Source organism: Arthrobacter sp. SIMBA_036, assembly GCF_046535135.1.
Classification (GTDB): domain Bacteria; phylum Actinomycetota; class Actinomycetes; order Actinomycetales; family Micrococcaceae; genus Arthrobacter.
Map to the genome: position 1 here is coordinate 54,946 of NZ_JAWRXG010000008.1, position 20,767 is coordinate 75,712.

The 20,767-nt window shown below is 62.4% G+C and carries 17 protein-coding genes; 5 read left to right on the plus strand and 12 right to left on the minus strand.

What is annotated here, in order from left to right:
- Positions 1-190 precede the first annotated feature (190 nt).
- Complete coding sequence (locus tag SB659_RS12135; RefSeq protein ID WP_284978044.1) at positions 191-1,063, plus strand: GerMN domain-containing protein; 873 nt, start codon at positions 191-193, stop codon at positions 1,061-1,063.
- Between the two features lie 14 nt (positions 1,064-1,077).
- On the opposite strand, the gene SB659_RS12140 is transcribed toward SB659_RS12135, so the two are convergent.
- From SB659_RS12140 to hrcA, 3 genes are read right to left on the minus strand one after another with little or no spacing between them, the layout of a single operon-like run.
- On the minus strand, positions 1,078-1,851 hold the full coding sequence (locus SB659_RS12140) for a 16S rRNA (uracil(1498)-N(3))-methyltransferase (protein WP_410550582.1): 774 nt from the start codon (positions 1,849-1,851) through the stop codon (positions 1,078-1,080).
- A gap of 2 nt (positions 1,852-1,853) precedes the next feature.
- Positions 1,854-2,984 carry a molecular chaperone DnaJ gene (dnaJ, locus tag SB659_RS12145; protein ID WP_284977922.1) on the minus strand — a complete coding sequence of 377 codons (1,131 nt, stop codon included), beginning with the start codon at positions 2,982-2,984 and terminating at the stop codon, positions 1,854-1,856.
- Between the two features lie 54 nt (positions 2,985-3,038).
- Positions 3,039-4,046 (minus strand): heat-inducible transcriptional repressor HrcA, encoded by a 1,008-nt coding sequence (gene hrcA / locus SB659_RS12150; RefSeq protein WP_284974584.1) that lies wholly within the window; start codon positions 4,044-4,046, stop codon positions 3,039-3,041.
- Between the two features lie 165 nt (positions 4,047-4,211).
- Here hrcA and SB659_RS12155 point away from each other — a divergent pair, with 165 nt between their 5' ends.
- On the plus strand, positions 4,212-5,060 hold the full coding sequence (locus SB659_RS12155; protein WP_410550583.1) for a DUF3097 domain-containing protein: 849 nt from the start codon (positions 4,212-4,214) through the stop codon (positions 5,058-5,060).
- Between the two features lie 84 nt (positions 5,061-5,144).
- Positions 5,145-5,558 (plus strand): DUF4870 domain-containing protein, encoded by a 414-nt coding sequence (locus tag SB659_RS12160; RefSeq protein ID WP_284974582.1) that lies wholly within the window; start codon positions 5,145-5,147, stop codon positions 5,556-5,558.
- Between the two features lie 16 nt (positions 5,559-5,574).
- On the opposite strand, the gene hemW is transcribed toward SB659_RS12160, so the two are convergent.
- On the minus strand, positions 5,575-6,804 hold the full coding sequence (gene hemW / locus SB659_RS12165; protein WP_410550584.1) for a radical SAM family heme chaperone HemW: 1,230 nt from the start codon (positions 6,802-6,804) through the stop codon (positions 5,575-5,577).
- Positions 6,805-8,658: a translation elongation factor 4 gene (lepA, locus tag SB659_RS12170; RefSeq protein ID WP_284974580.1), complete on the minus strand. Its 1,854-nt coding sequence runs from the start codon at positions 8,656-8,658 to the stop codon at positions 6,805-6,807. It abuts the gene before it with no gap.
- Between the two features lie 170 nt (positions 8,659-8,828).
- On the opposite strand from lepA, the gene SB659_RS12175 reads away from it, so the two are divergent.
- Both SB659_RS12175 and rpsT read left to right on the plus strand, forming a co-directional pair.
- A complete protein-coding gene (locus SB659_RS12175) occupies positions 8,829-9,377 on the plus strand; it encodes a type II toxin-antitoxin system PemK/MazF family toxin (protein WP_410550585.1) in 549 nt (182 codons plus the stop codon).
- 166 nt (positions 9,378-9,543) lie between these two features.
- Positions 9,544-9,804, plus strand: a complete 261-nt coding sequence (rpsT, locus tag SB659_RS12180) for a 30S ribosomal protein S20 (protein WP_284974578.1) — start codon at positions 9,544-9,546, stop codon at positions 9,802-9,804.
- A 116-nt stretch (positions 9,805-9,920) separates the two neighbouring features.
- Here the strand turns inward: rpsT and holA are convergent, their stop codons facing one another.
- From holA to SB659_RS12215, 7 genes are all read right to left on the minus strand, one after another.
- Positions 9,921-10,937 carry a DNA polymerase III subunit delta gene (holA, locus tag SB659_RS12185; protein ID WP_410550586.1) on the minus strand — a complete coding sequence of 339 codons (1,017 nt, stop codon included), beginning with the start codon at positions 10,935-10,937 and terminating at the stop codon, positions 9,921-9,923.
- A 781-nt stretch (positions 10,938-11,718) separates the two neighbouring features.
- The gene (locus SB659_RS12190; RefSeq protein ID WP_410550587.1) at positions 11,719-13,485 is read right to left on the minus strand and encodes a ComEC/Rec2 family competence protein; all 1,767 of its coding nucleotides are present in this window, start codon (positions 13,483-13,485) and stop codon (positions 11,719-11,721) included.
- Positions 13,478-14,398: a ComEA family DNA-binding protein gene (locus SB659_RS12195; protein WP_410550588.1), complete on the minus strand. Its 921-nt coding sequence runs from the start codon at positions 14,396-14,398 to the stop codon at positions 13,478-13,480. Before SB659_RS12195 ends, SB659_RS12190 begins: the two co-directional genes overlap by 8 nt.
- A gap of 70 nt (positions 14,399-14,468) precedes the next feature.
- Entirely contained in the window at positions 14,469-15,452 is a 984-nt protein-coding gene (locus SB659_RS12200; protein WP_410550589.1) for a DegV family protein, read from the minus strand.
- A gap of 56 nt (positions 15,453-15,508) precedes the next feature.
- Positions 15,509-18,037 carry a leucine--tRNA ligase gene (gene leuS / locus SB659_RS12205; RefSeq protein WP_410550590.1) on the minus strand — a complete coding sequence of 843 codons (2,529 nt, stop codon included), beginning with the start codon at positions 18,035-18,037 and terminating at the stop codon, positions 15,509-15,511.
- A 287-nt stretch (positions 18,038-18,324) separates the two neighbouring features.
- Entirely contained in the window at positions 18,325-19,839 is a 1,515-nt protein-coding gene (gene glpK / locus SB659_RS12210) for a glycerol kinase GlpK (RefSeq protein ID WP_284977939.1), read from the minus strand.
- Between the two features lie 128 nt (positions 19,840-19,967).
- A complete protein-coding gene (locus SB659_RS12215; protein ID WP_284974571.1) occupies positions 19,968-20,720 on the minus strand; it encodes an MIP/aquaporin family protein in 753 nt (250 codons plus the stop codon).
- Positions 20,721-20,767 lie beyond the last annotated feature (47 nt).

Here is a 20,767-nt window from a genome sequence, read left to right on the forward strand (position 1 = left end):
GACCGCCGTCGGCTGTATGCAAAGCTGGCATAGGGGGTAACAAAGCACCGGCAGAACTGGTCCGGCGGAGAACGCCGCCGTGCATCAGTCCAATGCCACGGACCACACTGAGACAGGACGCTCCATCACACTGCCAGCAAGCCACGTATCCAGCGCACGGAAGCGGAAAACCGCCATGGCCGTGCCTGCGATGCTTGCTGTCTTCCTGCTCACCGGCTGTATCGCCAACAGCGGAACCAGCCAGTCCGTGCCGAGCTCCCCCACGGTGTCCGTCCAAGATGCTCCGGCAAGCAACGCGCCGTTGGAGACCACCCAAGCGTCAACCAAGATCCCGGTGTATTGGATCGGGCGCAGCAAGGACGAGGTCTACCTCTACCGCGAATTTCGGGACCTCCCGGGAGACGGGAACCCGGTAACCAGCGCGCTGCGCATCATGATGTCCCAAAAGCCGTTGGACCATGACCTGTTCACGCCATGGCAGAGCCCGGCGAACCTGGCGACGTCCATCTCCGGCAAGAACGTCATCACGGTGGATCTGTCCAAAGACGCATTCAACTCGAACCTCGATCCCGGAATGGCCCAGCGCGCGGTCCAGCAGCTGGTTTATACAGCGACGGCGGCTGCTTCATCATCCGGGCTCATCAACTCCGGCCAGCAGATCCAAGTGGTCATCCTTGTGGACGGGCATAAGGACTATATGGCATTCGGTCAGGTGAAACTCGGAGACCCGATGGATAGGGACGCCTCCGTCGTGGCGCCGCTGTGGATTATTGATCCCCAGGAAGACACGACCCTTCCTGCAGGCCTGGTCAAGTTCAATGGCCGAAGCACGGACAGTTCCAAGCCGATCACCTGGCAGCTGCTCCAAGACAACGGAACGGCCGACAAAACGAGCCTGCTAACCGGGCAAACCAAAGCCAGCGGGGACGCCGGACAGTATGGACTGTTCACCTTCAGCGCCACCCTGAAGAGAGGCAAGTACGAGGTCCGCGTGTCTCAGGTGGACGGCTCCGGCGCGACGATCGAAACGAGCACGGACACCAAGCTTTTCACTGTCGGATAGAGCTGGTCACCCAACTACCATCGGCCGAGAATGTCGCTTGCCAGGACGACGGCGGCCGGACCGGCCGTTGAGGACCTCAACACGTGATGACCCAAGAGCGCGGTCACTGCCCCGGCGTCGCTGAGGCGTGTGACCTCGCGAGGAGAAATTCCCCCCTCGGGGCCGACGATCAGCAGAACCTCGCGTGCAGGCGCCGATGCTGTTATTTCAAGTCCTGCAGCGGCCTCAAGAACTCCCCGCAACGAATTCTTGGCGTCTTCGTGCAGGATGATCGCCAGATCGGCTGCTGCAACCAGCGGGGCCAACCCGGCAGATTCCACGATGGGGCGCACCTCGGGGATCCACGCCCTGCGTGCCTGCTTTGCTGCGGCCGTGACCACGGACTCCCACTTCGCGTGCGCCTTCCTCGCGCGATCACCCTTCCACCTCACGATGGAGCGTTCCGCTTGCCAGGGCACGACGGCGTCGATCCCAAGTTCCGTTGCCGTCTCGATGGCAAGCTCGTCACGGTCGCCCTTGGCCAACGCCTGAACCAGCACCAGCCGAACGGCCGGCCGATCCTCGAATTCCACACCCGACGCGGTGACGGTCAGTGTCCCGGCTCCCGCGTCGGCCACCGTTCCCGTCAACCGGAACCCGGCGCCGTCGGATATATCGACCGACTCCCCGATACCGATTCTCTTGACCGTAACGGCGTGCCGGGCTTCGGGCCCCTCAAGGACGAACCTCGCGCCCGGTGTGACGGTTTCCAGACTGCCGGGCTCTGCGAAGAAAACGGGGTTACTCACCGCTAAAGGTTACCGAGTTTGTCCCGAAGCTTCGCGAACATGCCCCCGCTGGCCACCAGCTTGCCTTCGGTGAATTGCTCACCACGAAGCTTCGCCAGCTGCTGGAGCAGCTCCTCTTGGGCAGGGTCGAGTTTGGTGGGTGTCTCCACATGGAGGTGCACCTTGAGGTCGCCACGACCGTAGCCACGGAGGTGGGTTACCCCGAGGCCCCGGAGGGTGATGATTTCCCCGGACTGCGTGCCCGCCTTGACATCGATGTCCTGCTCGCCGTCGAAGGTCTCCAACTGCACCTCAGTCCCCAGGGCCGCTGCTGTCATCGGGACGCTGAGCGTCGCGTGGAGGTCATCGCCTTCCCGTACAAAGACCGAGTCGCTGTTGACGCGGATTTCCACGTAGAGGTCACCAGCAGGGCCGCCGGCGGGTCCGGCCTCGCCCTGTCCGGACAGCTGAATCCGGGTACCCGTGGCAACGCCTGCCGGAACTTTGATGGTCAGGGAGCGGCGGCTGCGAATCCGGCCTTGCCCGCTGCATTCGTTGCAAGGATCCTTGATGACCGTACCGAATCCCTCGCATGACCCACAGGGCGCAGTGGTCAGGACCTGGCCCAGGATTGACCTGACGGCCCGCTGGACCTGGCCGCTGCCACCACAGATGTCACAGCGCTCCGGCTGGGTTCCGGGACGGCAGCAGCTGCCGTCACAGGTGGGACAAACCACGGCTGTGTCCACCTCAAGCTTCTTGTTGACGCCGAAGACGGCGTCCTTGAGGTCGATACGCACACTGATGAGGGCATCCTGGCCGCGGCGGACACGGGAAGCAGGACCACCGTGACCGTGTCCGCCGCCTCCTCCGAAGAAGGTGTCGAAGATGTCTTGGAAGGCAAACCCTTGGCCGGAATATGCGCCGGAGCCGTTATCGGTGCCGTTCTCGTTGCCGGTTGCATCGTAGACACGGCGCTTCTGCGGGTCGGACAGAACTTCATAAGCATGCGTCACGGCCTTGAACTGCTCAGCGACATCCTCCCCGGGATTTACGTCCGGGTGGAGCTTCCGCGCCAACTTGCGGTACGCCTTTTTGATCTCTTCCCCGGTGGCTTCCGGCGAGACTCCCAAAACGTCATAGTGGCTGCTCAAAGTCTGTATCTCTTCCTTGTTGTTACTGCAGGTATTCCGATGATGGACGGCGTCTTAGTCGCCGAGAATGCGGGAAAGGTAGCGGGCCACCGCTCGCACGGCGGCCATGGTTGTTGGGTAATCCATGCGGGTTGGTCCCAAAATGCCCACCTTGGCACCGGATCCATAGCCAGTTGCCACAACGGACGCCTCGGCCAAACCGTCATAGGGATTTTCCCTCCCGATACTGACAGTTACTCCCCGGGGGTCATCACCCATATCCGATAACAACCGGAGCATGACAACTTGTTCCTCAAGGGCCTCCAGCACCGGACCAATGCTCAAAGGGAAGTCCACGTTGGAACGCGCCAGGTTTGCCGTGCCGGCCATCAGGATGCGTTCTTCACGGCTGTTGCCGCTGAGCACCTGGAGGCCATGCGCCAGGGTTTGCGCCACCCCACGGAGTTCAGGGGGGCAAAGCGCCACGACGGACGGAAGGACTTGGGGCAAGAGATCCACCTGGGTACCCGAGATACTGCCGAGGAACCTGGACCGCAACATCATCAGCGCCTCATTGCCGACGTCGAACCCTACATCGATGACCTTCTGCCCGACGCTTCCGGTATCGGCAATCAGGACCACCAGCACCTGCTGGGGCGCCAGCAGCACGAATTCGACGTGGCGTACCACCGCTCTCCTTGAGTGCGGGTACTGCACGACGGCGACCTGGTTGGTGAGCTGGGAAAGGAGCCGCACGGTACGTTCAAGAATGTCATCGACGTCGTCGGGGCCCTCAAGCAGCGAATGGATGGCACGGCGCTCAGCCGCGGAAAGCGGCTTAACCTGCGAGATGCGGTCCACGAACAGCCTGTAGCCCTTGTCCGTGGGGATACGCCCAGCGCTGGTGTGGGGCGCGGCAATGAGGCCCTCCTCTTCGAGGACAGCCATGTCATTGCGGATGGTGGCACTCGAAACGCCGAGGTGGTGGCGTTCAACCAGGGCCTTGGATCCTACAGGCTCCCTTGAATGAACGTAATCCTCAACGATTGCGCGCAGCACTTCCAACTTGCGCGGCTCACTCATTGCTCCACCTCCTGACATCTCATGGGTTAGCACTCAACATGCCCAAGTGCTAACAAGTCTAGTATGAGCCAACGCGTTGCTAGCATTGAAACCGCCCGCGGAGATTCAAGCGCGCGGGGCCGGCAGCAAACCGGTCTGATTCGAGCGCGAAGAGGTAAGAAGACCTTGGCTTTCGACCATTGGGGCCCACAGGACCTGGCGGCCCCCGCCAAACGCCAACTTCCCGAGGTACCCGTCCAGCGAGGCATGGTCCTTGAAGACGTGCAGTCCGGATGGGTCGGCGAAGTGACACGGGTGGAGAAGTCCGGCGGCATGCACATCGTGTCCTTGGAGGACCGGCGTGGAAAGACGAAGTCGTTCCAACTTGGATTTGGCTTCCTCCTGGAGGGCCAAGCGGTCCGGCTCCTGCCACCTGCCCCGCGTCCCGCTTCAGGGGCATCCACCGGCCGCACCGCCTCCGGCTCGGTCAAGGTTCAAGGCCAGCGCGCCCGGGTAGCGATGTCCAGCCGGATCTGGGTTGAGGGCAAGCACGACGCCGAACTGGTCGAGAAGGTCTGGGGAGACGATCTCCGCGTCGAAGGCATTGTGGTGGAACCCTTGCACGGGGTGGACGACCTCAAATCAGCCATTGCCGCTTTCTCTCCCGGTCCCACACGCCGACTTGGCATTCTGGTGGACCACCTTGTGCCTGGCTCCAAAGAGTCGCGCATTGCCGCGGAAGCGATGACAGTGCCGGGCGCGGCCGGCAATGTACTGATCGTGGGCCACCCGTACGTGGACGTCTGGCAGGCCATCAGGCCGAAGGTGCTGGGCATTGAGCAGTGGCCCGCGGTCCCTCGGGGGCTGGATTGGAAGACCGGGATCTTGCGTGCCTTCGGTTGGCCGCACGAAACTGCCGAGGACGTCGGCTTGGGATGGCAACGGCTTTTGGGCGCGGTTCGCAGCTACGCTGATCTGGAAGCGTCGTTATTGGGCAGGGTGGAAGAAGTGATCGACTTCCTGACAGCGCAGTGACAGGGCGTTGGTCTTGGGACGGGCACAGGACCAAGTATTCTGGGACAGCAACACCGCAGCATCGTAAAGCAAAGGGAAGACACCGTGGCAGAGAACGCTCCTGACGAACCAGGCAGAGCCGCAGGCCAGCCCCAGTACCATGGCGCGCCTGCCAACGCACTTCCGCTGACTGCCGGCGAGGACCGGCAGTGGGCCACTTTGGCGCACTTCGGAGGGATCCTCGGGTGCTTGCCATCCCTGCTGATCTACCTGATTTTCCGCGATCGCGGGCCGTTCACCGCCCAGGAATCGAGGGAGGCGCTGAACTTCACGCTACCTCCCACGATCGCCGCTGTGCTGGCAAACATCCTGGTCCTCTTGCCTGTGGTGGGCAACGTTTTTGCCATCATCGCCACCGCCATTTGGGTTGCGCTGACGTGCTTCTCCGTATCGGCCGGGATCCGGGTAAACCACGGTCAACCGCATCGATACAAGCTGAACCTGCGCTGGATCAAGTAGTTCCGCAGCGAGTCGACTAGTCGGTAAGAATCCGGCGCACCACGGCGTCGGCCAACAGCCTGCCCTTCAAGGTGAGCACCAAGCGGCCTTTGAAAGCGGCCACCGGGTCCACTAGTCCGTCCGCGATCAGGCCCGCCATCGCATGGCGTCCCACGGCATCCAGGGCGTTAACGACCAATCCGGTCCCCAACCGCGCCTCGAGCATGATTCGCTCCACCTCGCGGGTAGCGGAGTCCAATGTCTCACGCCCGGCGGCAGGCGAACTTCCCGAAGCCAGCCGTGAGGCGTATGCCGTGGGGTGCTTGACGTTCCACCAGCGCACGCCGCCCATGTGGGAGTGGGCTCCGGGGCCAATGCCCCACCAGTCGTCTCCGCGCCAGTAGGCGAGGTTATGCTGGCATGCCTGCTCCGGCGTTCGGGACCAGTTGCTGACTTCGTACCAGCTCAATCCGGATTCGGAGATCAATTTATCGGCGAGTTCGTATTTGGCGGCGTGATCGTCGTCGTCAATTCCGGGCACCTCGCCGCGACGGATCTGTGCGGCGAGCTTGGTGCCGTCCTCCACGATCAGCGCATAGGCGCTGATGTGGTCCGGTGCGTAGGAAAGTGCCGTTTCCAGCGACAACTGCCAATCGGCCATGGACTCCCCCGGCGTACCGTAAATGAGGTCCAGGCTGACGGACAAACCGGCCTCGCGCGCCCACTGCACTACGAGCGGAACGCGGCTGGGAGTGTGTGTACGGTCCAGCACTTTCAGGACGTGTGGAACGGCTGATTGCATGCCAAAGGAGACGCGCGTGAAGCCGGCCTCAGCCAGCACCTTCAACGATTCCTGCGTCACTGAATCGGGATTGGCCTCGGTGGTCACCTCAGCACCCGGCTCCAGGCCCCACTTTTCGACGGCGGCACCGAGGATGCGGGCGAGGTCTTCGGCCGGAAGCAACGTCGGAGTTCCGCCGCCGAAGAACACCGTGCTCAGGGGACGGCTGGGAACACCCGAAGCGTCCAATGCTGTGCCGGCGAACTGCAACTCGGAGATGGCGGTCTCTGCGTACGCATCCTGGGAAGCGCCACCACCGAGCTCGGTAGCTGTGTACGTATTGAAGTCACAATAGCCACAGCGGACTGCGCAAAACGGGATGTGCACGTAAAGCCCGAACTTGCGATGCTCGACGCCGGACAGCACCTGCGGGGGCAACATGCCATCCGCAGGTGCCGGGTCGCCCAAAGGGAGGACGCTGGGCATCTACTTCTTGGCCTTGTCCTTGGACTCGTCCGTGGTGAGTGCTGCGATGAAGGCCTCCTGCGGCACTTCCACGCGGCCCACCATCTTCATGCGCTTCTTGCCTTCCTTCTGCTTTTCCAGCAGTTTGCGCTTACGGGTGATGTCGCCGCCGTAGCACTTGGCAAGAACGTCCTTGCGGATGGCCCTGATGCTTTCACGGGCAATGATGCGCGACCCGATGGCGGCCTGGATGGGCACCTCGAATTGCTGACGCGGTATGAGCTCGCGGAGCTTGCCCGTCATCATCACACCGTAAGCGTAGGCCTTGTCCCGGTGGGTAATGGCGCTGAAGGCATCCACCTGTTCACCCTGCAGGAGGATGTCCACCTTGACGAGGTCGGCCACCTGCTCGCCGTCGGCCTTCCAGTCCAGGGACGCATAACCACGCGTCTTTGACTTCAGGAGATCGAAGAAGTCGAACACGATTTCCGCCAGCGGGATCCAGTATCGGAGCTCCACGCGGTCCTCGGACAGGTAGTCCATGCCCTTCATTTGGCCACGGCGGCTCTGGCACAGTTCCATGATCGAACCCACGAACTCGTTGGGCGCAAGGATGGTAGCGGACACCATCGGCTCACGAACTTCGGAGATCTTACCCGTGGGGTACTCGCTGGGGTTGGTGACGTGGATGACCTTCTTGTCCTCGAGCGTTACCTCATACTCCACGTTGGGAGCGGTGGAGATGAGATCAAGGTTGTACTCACGTTCCAGTCGATCACGGGTGATCTCGAGGTGCAGCAGGCCCAGGAATCCAACGCGGAATCCGAAACCCAGCGCAGCGGACGTCTCAGGCTCGTAGACAAGCGCGGCGTCATTAAGCATCAGTTTTTCCAGCGCGTCACGCAGTACCGGGTAGTCCGTGCCGTCCAAGGGGTAAAGACCGGAAAAGACCATCGGCTTGGCGTCTGCGTAACCGCTCAGGGACTCCGACGCGGGCTTGGCGAGGTTGGTGACAGTATCGCCCACCTTGGACTGGCGGACGTCCTTAACGCCGGTGATCAGGTATCCGACCTCCCCCACGCCGAGGCCTTTGGAAGGTGTGGGCTCAGGGGAGCTGACACCGATTTCCAGGAGCTCGTGAGTAGCCCTTGTGGACATCATCTGGATGCGTTCACGGGGATGCAGCATGCCGTCCACCACACGAACGTAGGTGATGACGCCGCGGTACGTGTCATAAACAGAATCAAAGATCATGGCACGGGCCGGAGCGTCGGGATCGCCTACGGGGCCCGGAAGGTCACGGACAATTTTATCCAGCAGCGCCTCCACACCTACGCCTGTCTTGCCTGAAACTTTGAGAACATCCTCAGGATCCCCGCCAATAAGGTTGGCCAGCTCCGCCGCGTACTTTTCGGGCTGGGCGGCCGGGAGGTCGATCTTGTTCAGCACCGGGATGATGGTGAGGTTGTTTTCCATCGCCAAGTACAAGTTGGCCAGTGTTTGCGCCTCGATGCCTTGGGCCGCGTCAACGAGCAACACCGCCCCTTCGCAGGCCGCGAGTGATCGCGAGACCTCATAAGTGAAGTCCACGTGGCCGGGGGTATCGATCATGTTCAGTGCGTAGGACGTGCCGTCAAGCTCCCAAGGCATGCGTACCGCCTGGGACTTGATGGTGATGCCGCGCTCACGCTCGATATCCATACGGTCCAGATACTGGGCCTTCATGTCGCGTTGTTGAACGACGCCGGTGTACTGCAGCATGCGGTCGGCCAAGGTGGACTTACCGTGGTCGATGTGGGCAATGATGCAGAAGTTCCGGATGATGGCCGGATCTGTCGCGGCGGGCACCGGTGCGGTGCGGGCCATGGGAGACACGCAGGGTCCTTACTGTCGACGCTCGCACGGCAAACTGGCCGACGTGGCATAGGCCAGCCGGGACACGCCGCGCATCTGATCCTCTAGTCTCCCACGAACCGGGGGTTCGCCGTACATTGCCCCGACTTCGCCTTCGGGTCTTGCTCCGTACTGAGTTGTAGCGTTGTGTCATGGCTTTTGACCTGCGGCCGCTGGGCCACTTCATTCTGCGTTCCATCAAGTCGCTGGGAGCTGGCGCCACTAAAGGGTCCACCCGGACACGTCCGCCCCGAGCGCAACGCCAGCCAACCGCCGTCGGGTCTGTCGCGGACGCCGCTCCCCGCGCATATCCGGGCGACTTCCGCGGGTCTGCCAAAGTCAGCTATTCTCCCCGACCTGACGGCAGGCCGGACCCTGGGGAGATCGTCTGGAGTTGGGTCCCCTATGAAGAGGACCACTCCAGGGGTAAGGACCGTCCGGTGCTTCTGGTCGGTAGGGACGGGGATTGGTTGCTGGGGCTCATGCTGACGAGCAAGGATCACGACGGCGGGCCCGCATCGGAGGATTACCTGGACATCGGGGCGGGTACGTGGGATCCGCAGCGACGCCCCAGCGAGGTCAAAGTCGACCGGATCATCCGGCTGGATCCTGGCAAAGTTCGTCGTGAAGGTGCCGTCCTGGAAAAGGCCCGATTCCGGCAAGTCGCCGCCGTCCTGCGCACGCGGCACGGGTGGAGCTGAAGCCGAATCAGGTAAAGGCTAATTTTCTGCTATCCTTTATAGCTGTGTGTCCGTGCAGGTCGACGGCCATGCATGGTTGGCTGCCATAGGTATCCCCACGCCGCTCAGTCGATGGCCAACCTGATAACCCTCTAGACCATTTCCGCATTAAAAAGAGAGTTCATACGTGGCTAATATCAAGTCCCAGAAGAAGCGCATCCTCACCAACGAGAAGGCTCGCCTGCGTAACAACGCCGTCAAGTCCGAACTGAAGACGGCCATCCGCGCCGTCAACACGGCCGTTGAGTCCTCAGACAAGGATGCCGCTGGAACTGCACTTGCTGCTGCCAGCCGCAAGCTGGACAAGGCTGTCAGCAAGGGCGTTATTCACAAGAACAACGCTGCAAACCGCAAGTCGGCGATCTCCAAAAAGGTCAACGCACTCTAAGGTTTTCCAGTTCGACTGAGCTGATCAAAAGGCCGGCGCCCCTTGGGTGCCGGCCTTTGGGTTTAACCCGCACGGCGTCGCTACAGGCGCGTTCCCATCCGCCGGCGCGCCAGGGGTCAGCGCCGACTGGCCGACGACGCGATCACGGTTACCGCATGTTCAACGGCGAACACAGGATCCCGCGAAAGGCCCTTGACCTGAGCATCGGCTTCGGCCACCACCTGGATGGAGCGGATGAGCCCCTCCGGCGTCCAACGACGTACGTCACGTTGTGCTTGTTCGACGAGCCAAGGCTGCATGCCCAAGTTCTTGGCGATTGATGCAGACGAGCCGTTGGCACCGGCAACCTTTGCCAAGGTCCGCAGCTTCGCAGCCAACGCAGCCACCAGGGGAACGGGATCCACGCCAGTGGACAGGGCATGCCTCAGGGTAGATAGCGCCAAGGGCCCGTTTCCGCCCATGGCAGCATCGGCAACTTTGAACGCCGTCGCCTCCACACGTCCTCCGTAATAGCGCTCCACTGTCGAGGCATCAACGGTGGTGGTTGCGTCGGCAATCAATTGGTTGCATGCCGCTGCCAGTTCCGAAAGGTTGGCTCCCACCGCGTTCACCAGTGCCTGCACCGCCTCGCCGTCGATTCGCCGTCCGCCTGCCCTGAACTCCGACACGACGAACGCGGACTTATCCACGTCCTTCTTCAGTGGTTGGCATTCGACGACCGGCCATCCGGCCGATTTGACGGCGTCAAGGAGCTTCTTGCCACGCGTCCCGCCGGAGTGGCGCAGAACCAGCACCACATCTTCCTCGGGGTGGGCAAGGTATGCCAACGCATCCGACAAGAAGGCATCGTTCATGGCTTCGAGGCCGGAAACTTCAATGAGCTTCGCTTCCCCGAACAGGGAAGGGGCCACGGTCATGGCCAAAGATCCGGCCTCATAGGACCCCGCTTCCAGCCGGGTCAACTCCACGTCCGGTGCGGACGCTCGAACGGTGGTGCGCATGTGGTCCATAGCCCGGATTCCGAGATACTCCTCCGGCCCCGAGACCAGGACCACCGGAGCTGGTGCCGCGTCCCGCCAGCTGACGATATTCGCCGCGCCACTCTTTGCCCGCGCATTTTGGCCTGCAGCCACAGGGATTCCTTCCGGACGATTTATTGCCTCCCCTAAGTCTGTCATGCCAGCGCCGCGACGGTCTGCGGGAATTACGCTGTCGAATGGATTTTGTGGCTAGACTGACCAGCGTTGGTGTAACCGGGGAGAGCATTAAATGGATCAAAAAACGGAGAGCTTCCGCCGCCCTGACAGGGCAGCGAAGAAGGAAGCAGATCGAAGGACTGAACAAGTGCGGCTCCGGCGCAAGGCGCGCGTCCGATCCTCAGCACCTTCCAACGTACAGCTCGCCCTACGCCCTTTCGGATACCTCGGGATGGCAATGGTGTACGCAGCGCTGGCGGCAGTGTCGTTTTACGTTACGGTTCTGCTGATCCCCGTTCTGGTGGTCTCTGATTCCGAGGGGGCTCTGCCGCTCGGCACCGGGCCCATGATCAAGAACACCCTCTCCTCAGTGGGCGAGACGATAGGCGCGCTCATCGCGGTGCCGTTGGTAGCTGCGATTCTGGGATATGCCACGTTGGCACTGGTGTTCGGAACCCTAGCTCTCTGCTTCCTGTCGCTCACCTATTTCGTTCGTTCACTGCGTCCGGCATATCGGTCAGAGCGGTTGTCCTTCACCTCCCAGTCTGCACCGGGCGCTTCGATCGGCCCTGCGGCAGGCAGCGCGGCATTGTCGATGGTTCCACGACGCCAAACGGCCTGGACCCGCTTCCTGATGCTTTTTTATGACTACGCGTGGAACATCAACCTGACGGTGCTGCTCCTCGGCCTCATCTACGGTGTGGAGTACTTTTTCACGTTAGGGTGGCTCGCCTGGCCTGCTCAAGGAGCGGGAACAGTCCTCTGCGGCACGATGTCCGCCGGCCTGGCTGTTGGGTTTTTCGTCGTCTTGTACCTTCGACGCGGCAAGCCCACCCCTGGCCGCTCTGCCTGAACGGACATTGCGTGGCTCGGTGTGCCGTTCCAGCCATGCTGTGATGCGACCATGGAGGTCCCCGGCATGCACCATCACCGTCCTTGGGTGAAGCAGCAGCCACACGACGGCAAGGGTGAGCCCGGAAAAGACAGCCATGGCGGCAACCCCGGTGAAGCCCTCAGCCCAAGGCAAGGCAGCTCCCGGCAATCCGGCAATGAACCGCGCTGTAGCTGCCACGAGTGCCGCGCACGTTCCTGCCCCGGCAACGAGCGGCCACGCCAACCCGGGGACGACTGCGGAGACAGGGACGGCAATGGTCCCCAGGACTGTTACGGGAGCCACAAGAGGACCAGCGATGATGTTGGCAAGCAGTGCGTAGGGCGTGAACTGTGGCTGGAGTGCCACGATAACGGGAGTGCACAACAACTGCGCGGACAAAGGTACCGCGAATCCGACGGCCACCCAGCGTGGTATCCGGGGTGGAATCCACGCCGCAATGCGAACGGCCAACAACACGATGCCGAGCGTGGCAAGGACCGATAACAGGAAGCCGATATTGGATGCCATGGGCGGATCCATGAGCAAAAGCATTGTTGCGGACAGGCAGAGGAACGTCAGGGACCTCCCGCGCCATCCTCCAACCAAGGAAGCCAGTCCTACTCCTCCCATGAGGGCGGCACGCATGACGCTCGGATCAGGCCCCACCATGACCACGAAAGCCACCAAACCACACGAGGCCAGAATGGCCGCCACCGGTCTGGACAACCGCAAACACCGGGCCATCAAGACAAATCCGCCGAGGACCAGGCTGCAGTTAGCGCCACTAACCGCCGTCAGGTGCGTCATGCCCGTGGTTTTCATGTCCGTGTTGAGTGACTCCGGCAAGCCGCTGGTGTCTCCTATCACCATTCCGGGCAACAGCCCGGCAGCATCCCCGGGCAACCAGCGGGCAGCAGTCAGGAAGGATTCGCGCAGCAGACCGGCGGGCCCACGGATGTCAAAGCTCGCACCTGTGATCTGAGGTGCGGACGAGGCCGAAAGGACCGCGGTCTGTGATTGTCCTTCTCTGACGTCTTTGAGCACACCCGTAGTGCGGACCCGGTCTCCCGGATGGACGTTCCGCCAAGCCTCTCCTCCCAGGACGGCTATGTCCGCTGAGCCGCGAACCACCGTGCCGCTGGAGGTCACGTCGACCAGTGCTGCCGATACCATCCACCGTCCTTCCCCCGCATTGCCAGACTCGGCCTGACTAGGAGCCTCATGACCGAATGACGGGGCCTCACGTGGATTGTCGGTGACCAGGAGATCCATGACCACTCCCCCGCCTGCTTGGATTACGTGAGCGAGCGGACCGACTTCGCGCTTACTTACCGCCACGGCGCAATGAACTGCGACGGCAGCACCGAGAACACCCGCCACGGCAAACGTCACGGTCACGGTCCGGGCGCGCGGGGCCGTCCTGCGCTGGCGGTATCCCAGTGCCAGCAGCAGTCCTCCGCCGGCAGCCAACGTGCCAGCCACAACAAGGCACCACGAAGTCTCCAGGGCACCGCAGGCGAGAGCGGCAATCCACGCAATCATCATGGAGGGCACTGCCCTAAGGTCCAAGCGACGGCCTCGCGGCGCTCCCCCGGCAGCCGGTTCACCCACCGTTCACCGTCACAAGTTTCTGCAGTGATTCCATGAGCTTGGGACCTATTCCGTCGATAGCGTCGAGTTCATCCACGGAGGCGAAGGAACCATGCTCTTTCCGCCAGTCGACAATGCGCTGGGCCATGACCGGACCTACCCGGGGCAAGGTTCCGAGCTCTTCGGCAGAGGCCGTATTGATGTTGATCTTCGCCCCTGCGCTTGTTCCCGAAGCGGTGGTGCCGACGGCACCACCGGCTCCGGCTTGGCTACTCGAGGGAATTACTGAGGTGCCCGCTGGCTCGCCCACGGTCGGCACATACACCCTCACGCCATCGCTGAGGACCTCTGCAAGGTTCAGCCCGTCCGGCGCCGCGTCAGCAGCGGCGCCGCCCGCGGCTTCGATCGCCTGGAAGACCCTGCTGCCCTGGGGCAAGGAGACGACACCCGGCTTGTGGACGGCCCCGGCGACATGAACGACGACGACGCTACCGTTACCCTCGGCTCCCGATGGCGATGCAGAGGGTCGGGGCGTCCCCGGTGATTGACCAGCTCCGGCTGTACCTGGCTGTTCGTCCACCGGGTCAGCACTGCCTAGCGGCTCCGAAGTTGAGGAACCAACGGCTGACTGCCAAAAATTCCAACCGACAATGAGTGCCGCGATGACAGCCACCAGCGCCGCTGCCCGCCATCGAGTCCGCCACCGGAATCTGGTCGCCGGCACGTCCCCATCCAAGTACCCCGCCCCAGCATCCCCACCCGTCGGCCCTACAGTTCCGTGCTCTGCAGCTCCGTGCTCTCCGGCACCATCCTCCGCAACCATCAGCTCCAACAACGGCTCCGACGTCGGATCAGCAGACAACCGGGCCGCGAACCGCCGCCGCGCAGCGACAGCGGAATCTGGCGAGGATTCGTTCCCGTGGCGGCGTGGCATGAATCGAGACTATGGGCTGGCATTCCGGCCATGCCCCGAGAACATGGGCTATGTGGATAAACAGAGGCAGTCAGCTCGTGGGTGTACTGCTTTCGCCCACAATAACCGCCAGGACACCCAAACCTGCGTGCGCTGCCAAAACGGCCGGTAACGCACTGATCTGGGGAGCCGGACATTGCGGACACGCCTCCGCGAGCCGAGCAGCAAGCCCCTGCGCTTCAGCAAGGTTTCCGAAGTGATGCACCGCCAGCCTTTGTTGCCCCGGCGGCCGGGTGGAGACTTCCTGAGCCACAATTTCCTCAAGGCGCGCAACCGCACGCACCGCCGAACGCACCTTTTCGAGCGGGACGATCTTGCCGCCGTCGACCGCGAGAATGGGTTTGATGGCCAGAACGGTGCCCAACCATGATGCAGCTGCTCCGATGCGGCCGCCGCGCCGCAACTGCTCAAGGCTCGGAACGTAAAAATAGACCTTGGTGCGTTCCATTCGCCGCTCCGCAAAGCCGCGAACCTCGGCCATACCCTGCCCGTCCGCTGCCGCCACCACCGCGCTCTGGACCCCCATGCCCTGCGCCATCCCGACGGTGCGGGAATCTACAACGTCAACGGGAATCTGCACGCGTGCAGCAGCGAGGCGGGCGGCGTCGACGGTTCCGGAGAGCTCCGATGAGAGATGTATGGAGACAACAGCCTTGAATCCACGACGCTGCGCGGCCAGGTAGGCCTGTTCGAACTGGCCGGGAGAAGGCCGGGACGTCTTGACTGACGCGCCGGCGGCCAACGCAACAGAGAGTGTCTCGGTGATGTCGTCTTCGCCTTCACCGTAAATTTCCTCCCCCACCATGACCGGCATGGGAACGACGGTGAGGCGGCCGTCCGAGCTAAACGCCGACACCCAGTCCGCCGGCAGGGCTGCCGCTGAGTCAGTGACCACCGCAGTGGTAACGACGGCGGACAACGGGTCCGCAACTACAGGAACCGTTGCGGATGGCTGGCGAAGCCGTGACACCCGTTCCTTGAGCCATATCCAGGCGGGCGGTTCTCGCTCGGGCACGCAACCTCCAACGATGATGGCCGGCCGCCGGCATAGCGCCGGCGGCCGAATCTCCGCTAGGCGGGGACGATGTTCACCAGTTTAGGCGCCCGCACGATCACGGTGCGGATACCGCGGCCGTCCAGGGCACGTTGGACATTCTCGGATGCCAGCGCGAGTTCCCGGAGGACGTCCTCGGTGATGTCCGGCGAAACCTCCAGACGGTCCCTAACCTTGCCTTGTACTTGGACAACAGCTGTCACCGTTTCCTGGACCAACAGCGACTCGTCGTGTTTCGGCCAGCCCGCATTTGCCACCGATGCCTCATGGCCCAGGGCGTTCCACAAATCCTCTGCGGTGTATGGGGCAAAGAGGCTAAGGATGACGGCGACGGCTTCCGCGGCTTCACGAACGGCAGGGTCCGCAGCACCGGATGCACCGTCGATGGCCTTCCGGGTGGCGTTAACCAACTCCATCAGGCGCGCAACCACAACGTTGAACTTGTTGTTGTCCAGCAGTTCCGCGGCGTCAGCTATGGTCTTGTGGGTAACAGTCCGGAGCGCGCGGTCGCCAGTGGCGGGATCGACGCCAGGCTCGCTGCTGACATCTTGGCCCAAGCGCCAAGCCCGGGCAAGGAACTTCGCTGAACCCGACGGCGACACGTCAGCCCAGTCGACGTCGTCCTCGGGAGGAGACGCGAACACCATGGTCAAGCGGACAGCATCGACACCGAACTTGTCCAGCTGCTCGCCCAGATCCACGCCATTGCCGAGCGACTTGCTCATCGCCTTGCCGCCGTTCAACACCTGGCCCTGGTTCAGCAGCGCCGTGAACGGTTCGTTGGCATCGATCAAGCCGATGTCCTTGATGACCTTGGTGAAGAAGCGCGCATAAAGCAAGTGCAGGATGGCGTGCTCAACGCCACCCACGTACTGCCCCACGGGCATCCAATTGTTGATCCTTTCGGGATCGAACGGACCCTCTGTGTAGTCCGGCGAAACGAAGCGCAGGAAATACCAGGACGAGTCCACGAAAGTGTCCATGGTATCGGTATCGCGCTGCGCGGCCCGGCCACAGTTAGGGCACTCGACATTGACCCACTCGACGGCGGCAGCAAGTGGGGATGTGCCCTTTGGTGCCAGTGCCTCGCCGCGCAGGTTTTCCGGGAGCCGGACGGGCAGCTGGTCATCAGGAACCGGCACCTCACCGCACTCGCCGCAATGAATGATGGGAATGGGGGTTCCCCAGAAGCGCTGGCGGCTCAGCAGCCAGTCACGCAACCGGAAGTTGACGAATTTTTCGCCCGTTCCGAGCTTTTCGAGGATCGCGACGGCGGCCGGGATGCCCTCCGACTTGGACAGGCCGTCCAACTCACCGGAGTTCTTCAAGGTGCCTTCGCCCGCGGTAGCTACCCCGGTCTCAGCCGGGTCTTCTTCCCCGGTATCCACGACTGCACGCACCGGCAGGTCGAAGGCCTTGGCGAAGTCGAGGTCACGCTGATCGTGGGCAGGCACGGCCATGATTGCCCCGGTGCCATAGTCGGCCAGGACGTAGTCGGCGGCCCAGACCGGGAGTTTCTCACCGTTGAGGGGGTTGATGGCGTAGCGGCCCGTGAACACACCGGTCTTTTCACGCTCGGTGGATTGCCGCTCGATCTCGGACAGCGCCTTGACCTTCTCACGGTATGCCATGAGCTCGTCGTGTTGCTCCGGCGTGACCAGGTCCAGCGCCAAGTGCGCGTCCGCGGCTACGACGAAGAATGTCGCACCGTAGAGCGTGTCCGGGCGGGTCGTGAAAACGGGAACCTCACGTTCGGCCCGGTCTTCTGTAGCTTCGATGACGAACCGTACGTGAGCGCCCTCGGACCGGCCAATCCAGTTCCGCTGCATGGCCAGGACGCGCTCGGGCCAGTGGCCTTTGAGCTGGTCCATGTCCTCCAGCAGGCGATCCGCATAATCGGTGATCTTGAAGTACCACTGGTTGAGCGACTTCTTGGTGACTTGTGTACCGCAACGCTCACAAGCACCATTGACCACCTGCTCATTGGCCAGGACAGTGAGGTCCTTGGGGCACCAGTTCACAGGCGAGTCTTTGCGATACGCCAGGCCGCGCTCGTAGAACCGCTTGAACAACCACTGGGTCCAGCGATAGTACTCAGGGTCGGAGGTGTGGAGGCGGCGCGACCAGTCAGCGGAGATGGCGTATCGCTTGAAGGACGCTGCTTGGGTGTCGATGTTGGCATACGTCCACTCACTGGGGTGGGCGTTGCGCTTGATGGCTGCATTTTCAGCCGGAAGGCCGAACGAATCCCAGCCGATCGGGTGGAGGACATCGAAGCCCTTTTGACGCAGGTACCGGGCAACGACGTCCCCCATGGCAAACGCTTCAGCGTGGCCCATGTGCAGGTCGCCGGACGGGTAGGGGAACATGTCCAGCACATAGCGGCGTTCCCGGGAACCGTCGTCAAGCGGGGTAAAGACGCCGAGGTCTTCCCATACCTGAGGCCATTTGGCCTCCATGGCAGCGAAGCTGTAGACGCCTTCTTCAGGCGCCACGGCCGCGGGTGCCACTGCTGTTCCGGTCTCTGTCTCCGGCTGAACGCTCACTGCTGCCCTCTTCTGTTCTTCGATGGCGGGTTGGCTCCTGCTGCTTCCCGGAAAGCCCCGGACACACAAAAGCCCCTCAACAATGGAGGGGCTGCCGCACGGCTATGGTGTGCCGGGCGGCTAGCTAAGCAGAAGGATCGCACGCATACAAATACCTTACCGCACCAAGCGCCTGGGCCGGGCGCACGACGTCTGTACGCCGAGAGCGGTTCCGGGGACTCCCCGCCACGGTGCGGTGGGCACCGCAAAGCGGGCGGCCGGGAGTCCCCGGAACCTCTGGCGTCAGACTACTTCACATCTTCGTCGACCCAGTCCATCGACTTGGTGACGGCCTTCTTCCACAAACGCATTTGACGTTCCTGCTCCTCGGCCGGCAACTGCGGCTCCCACCGCTTGTCCTCGTTCCAGTTGGCACTGAGCTCGCCGAGGTCCTTCCAGAATCCGACGGCGAGACCGGCTGCGTAGGCCGCGCCAAGGGCCGTGGTTTCAACGACCTTGGGACGGACCACAGGCACTCCGAGGATGTCCGCTTGGAACTGCATGAGGGCCTCATTGGCGACCATTCCGCCGTCGACCTTCAACTCGGTCAGCGGTACACCCGAGTCAGCGTTGACCGCGTCGAGGACCTCACGGGTCTGGAAAGCGGTGGCTTCCAAGGCAGCGCGGGCGATGTGGCCCTTGTTGGCAAAGCGCGTCAGTCCAACGATCGCGCCACGGGCGTCCGCACGCCAGTAAGGGGCAAACAGCCCGGAGAAGGCGGGGACGATGTAGACGCCACCGTTGTCCTCGACGGCGGCGGCCAGCTCCTCCACTTGCGGGGCGGAGCTGATCATGCCGAGGTTGTCGCGTAGCCACTGGATGAGTGACCCGGTGACTGCGATGGAACCCTCCAGCGCGTAGTGCGGCTTCGCGTCGCCCAGCTTGTACCCGAGCGTGGTGAGCAGGCCGTTCTTGGAGTGAACGATTTCCTCGCCAGTGTTGAAGATAAGGAAGCATCCGGTGCCATAGGTGTTCTTTGCTTCACCCGGCTGAAAAGCTGCTTGGCCGAAGGTTGCAGCTTGCTGGTCACCGAGGATTCCAGCCACCGGAGTTTCACGAAGCAGCTGCGACGTGTGGACGTGCCCGTAGACCTCGGAGGAGGACTTGATGGTGGGCATCATGGAGGCCGGGACGCCGAAGACGTCGAGGATCTCCTGGTCCCACTGGAGTGTTTCGAGGTCCATGAACAATGTCCGCGATGCGTTGGTGACATCGGTGACGTGCACGCCCCCGTCAACGCCGCCCGTCAGGTTCCAGAGAACCCAAGCATCGGTGTTGCCGAACAGGAGGTCGCCGGCCTCGGCTTTTTCGCGTGCGCCGTCGACGTTGTCCAGGATCCACTTGATCTTGGTACCGGAGAAGTAGGTGGCCAACGGCAGGCCGACCTTCTGTTTGAACCGCTCGAGGCCGCCGTCTTGGGCCAATTGATCCACGATCGGCTGGGTGCGGGTGTCTTGCCAGACGATGGCGTTATAGACCGGCTCCCCGGTGTTCTTGTCCCAAACGACGGCGGTCTCCCGCTGGTTGGTGATTCCGACGGCGGCAATATCGTGCCGCGTCAGGTTTGCCTTGGACAGGGCGGACCCGATGACCTCACGGGTGTTGTTCCAGATTTCCGCCGGGTTGTGTTCCACCCAGCCGGCCTGCGGGAAGATCTGCTCGTGTTCCATCTGCCCGGTGGACACGATGGTGCCTGCGTGGTCGAAAACGATGGCCCGGGAGCTGGTGGTGCCCTGGTCGATGGCGATGATGTACTGATTCATGGTGACGTCCTTGTCTTAATGGCTTAACCGCTTAATGGATGAGTGGCTTGCTGGTGTTAATCGCTGTTAGTCGGATACAGCTTGATTGTGGTGCCAGTGCGGACAGTGCCAGTGCGGACGGTGTCCGCTTAGCCGGCGACGGCCGGCATGATTGCCGGTACCCAGATGGCCACGAGGCCGGCAAGTGCGCCGCCCACCAGTGGGCCAACAACCGGGATCCATGCATACGCCCAATCGCTTGACCCCTTGCCCTTGATGGGAAGGAGGGCGTGCGCAATGCGGGGACCGAGGTCACGGGCGGGGTTGATGGCATAGCCGGTGGGACCACCGAGGGAAACGCCGATGCCTACGACGAGCAAGGCCACAGCGAGGGGGCCAAGGCCCGAAGGTGTGCCACCGAAGGTCAGGATCACGAATACCAAGACGAACGTGCCAATGATTTCGGTGACAAGGTTCCACGGGGTGGAGCGGATCGCCGGTCCCGTAGAGAAGGTACCGAGCTTGTTGGCCGCAATCGGTTCCTCATCGAAGTGCTGCTTGTAGGCCAACCAGCAAACCACGGCGCCCAGGAAAGCGCCAAGGAGTTCTCCGCCAAAGTACGTCAACGTCGAGCCGAAGCTAACGGCGACATCGGGTGCGTAGTTTTTGCTGCCCTTGACCAACAGGCCCAAGGTGACGGCCGGATTCAGGTGTGCGCCGGACTTTGCGGCCACGAAAACGCCCGCGAAAACCGCAATTCCCCATCCCCACGTCACCATCAAGAATCCAGCGTTGTTGCCCTTGGTGCCTCTGAGCGCAACGTTGGCCACGACGCCGCAACCCAACAGGGTCAGCATCATGGTTCCGAATACTTCGGAAAGGAAAACAATTCCAAGAGACATCTTTGACTCCTCATTTTTCTGTTGTCAGCTTCCTCGCGGGTTGAGGA

Bases quoted from the DNA above. Each gene is read 5' to 3' on its own strand.
- glpK (WP_284977939.1), bottom strand. From the start codon at position 19,839: ATGAATCAGTACATCATCGCCATCGACCAGGGCACCACCAGCTCCCGG.
- SB659_RS12195 (WP_410550588.1), bottom strand. From the start codon at position 14,398: ATGCCACGCCGCCACGGGAACGAATCCTCGCCAGATTCCGCTGTCGCT.
- SB659_RS12135 (WP_284978044.1), top strand. From the start codon at position 191: ATGCTTGCTGTCTTCCTGCTCACCGGCTGTATCGCCAACAGCGGAACC.
- hrcA (WP_284974584.1), bottom strand. From the start codon at position 4,046: ATGAGTGAGCCGCGCAAGTTGGAAGTGCTGCGCGCAATCGTTGAGGAT.
- SB659_RS12175 (WP_410550585.1), top strand. From the start codon at position 8,829: ATGGCTTTTGACCTGCGGCCGCTGGGCCACTTCATTCTGCGTTCCATC.
- SB659_RS12215 (WP_284974571.1), bottom strand. From the start codon at position 20,720: ATGTCTCTTGGAATTGTTTTCCTTTCCGAAGTATTCGGAACCATGATG.
- hemW (WP_410550584.1), bottom strand. From the start codon at position 6,804: ATGCCCAGCGTCCTCCCTTTGGGCGACCCGGCACCTGCGGATGGCATG.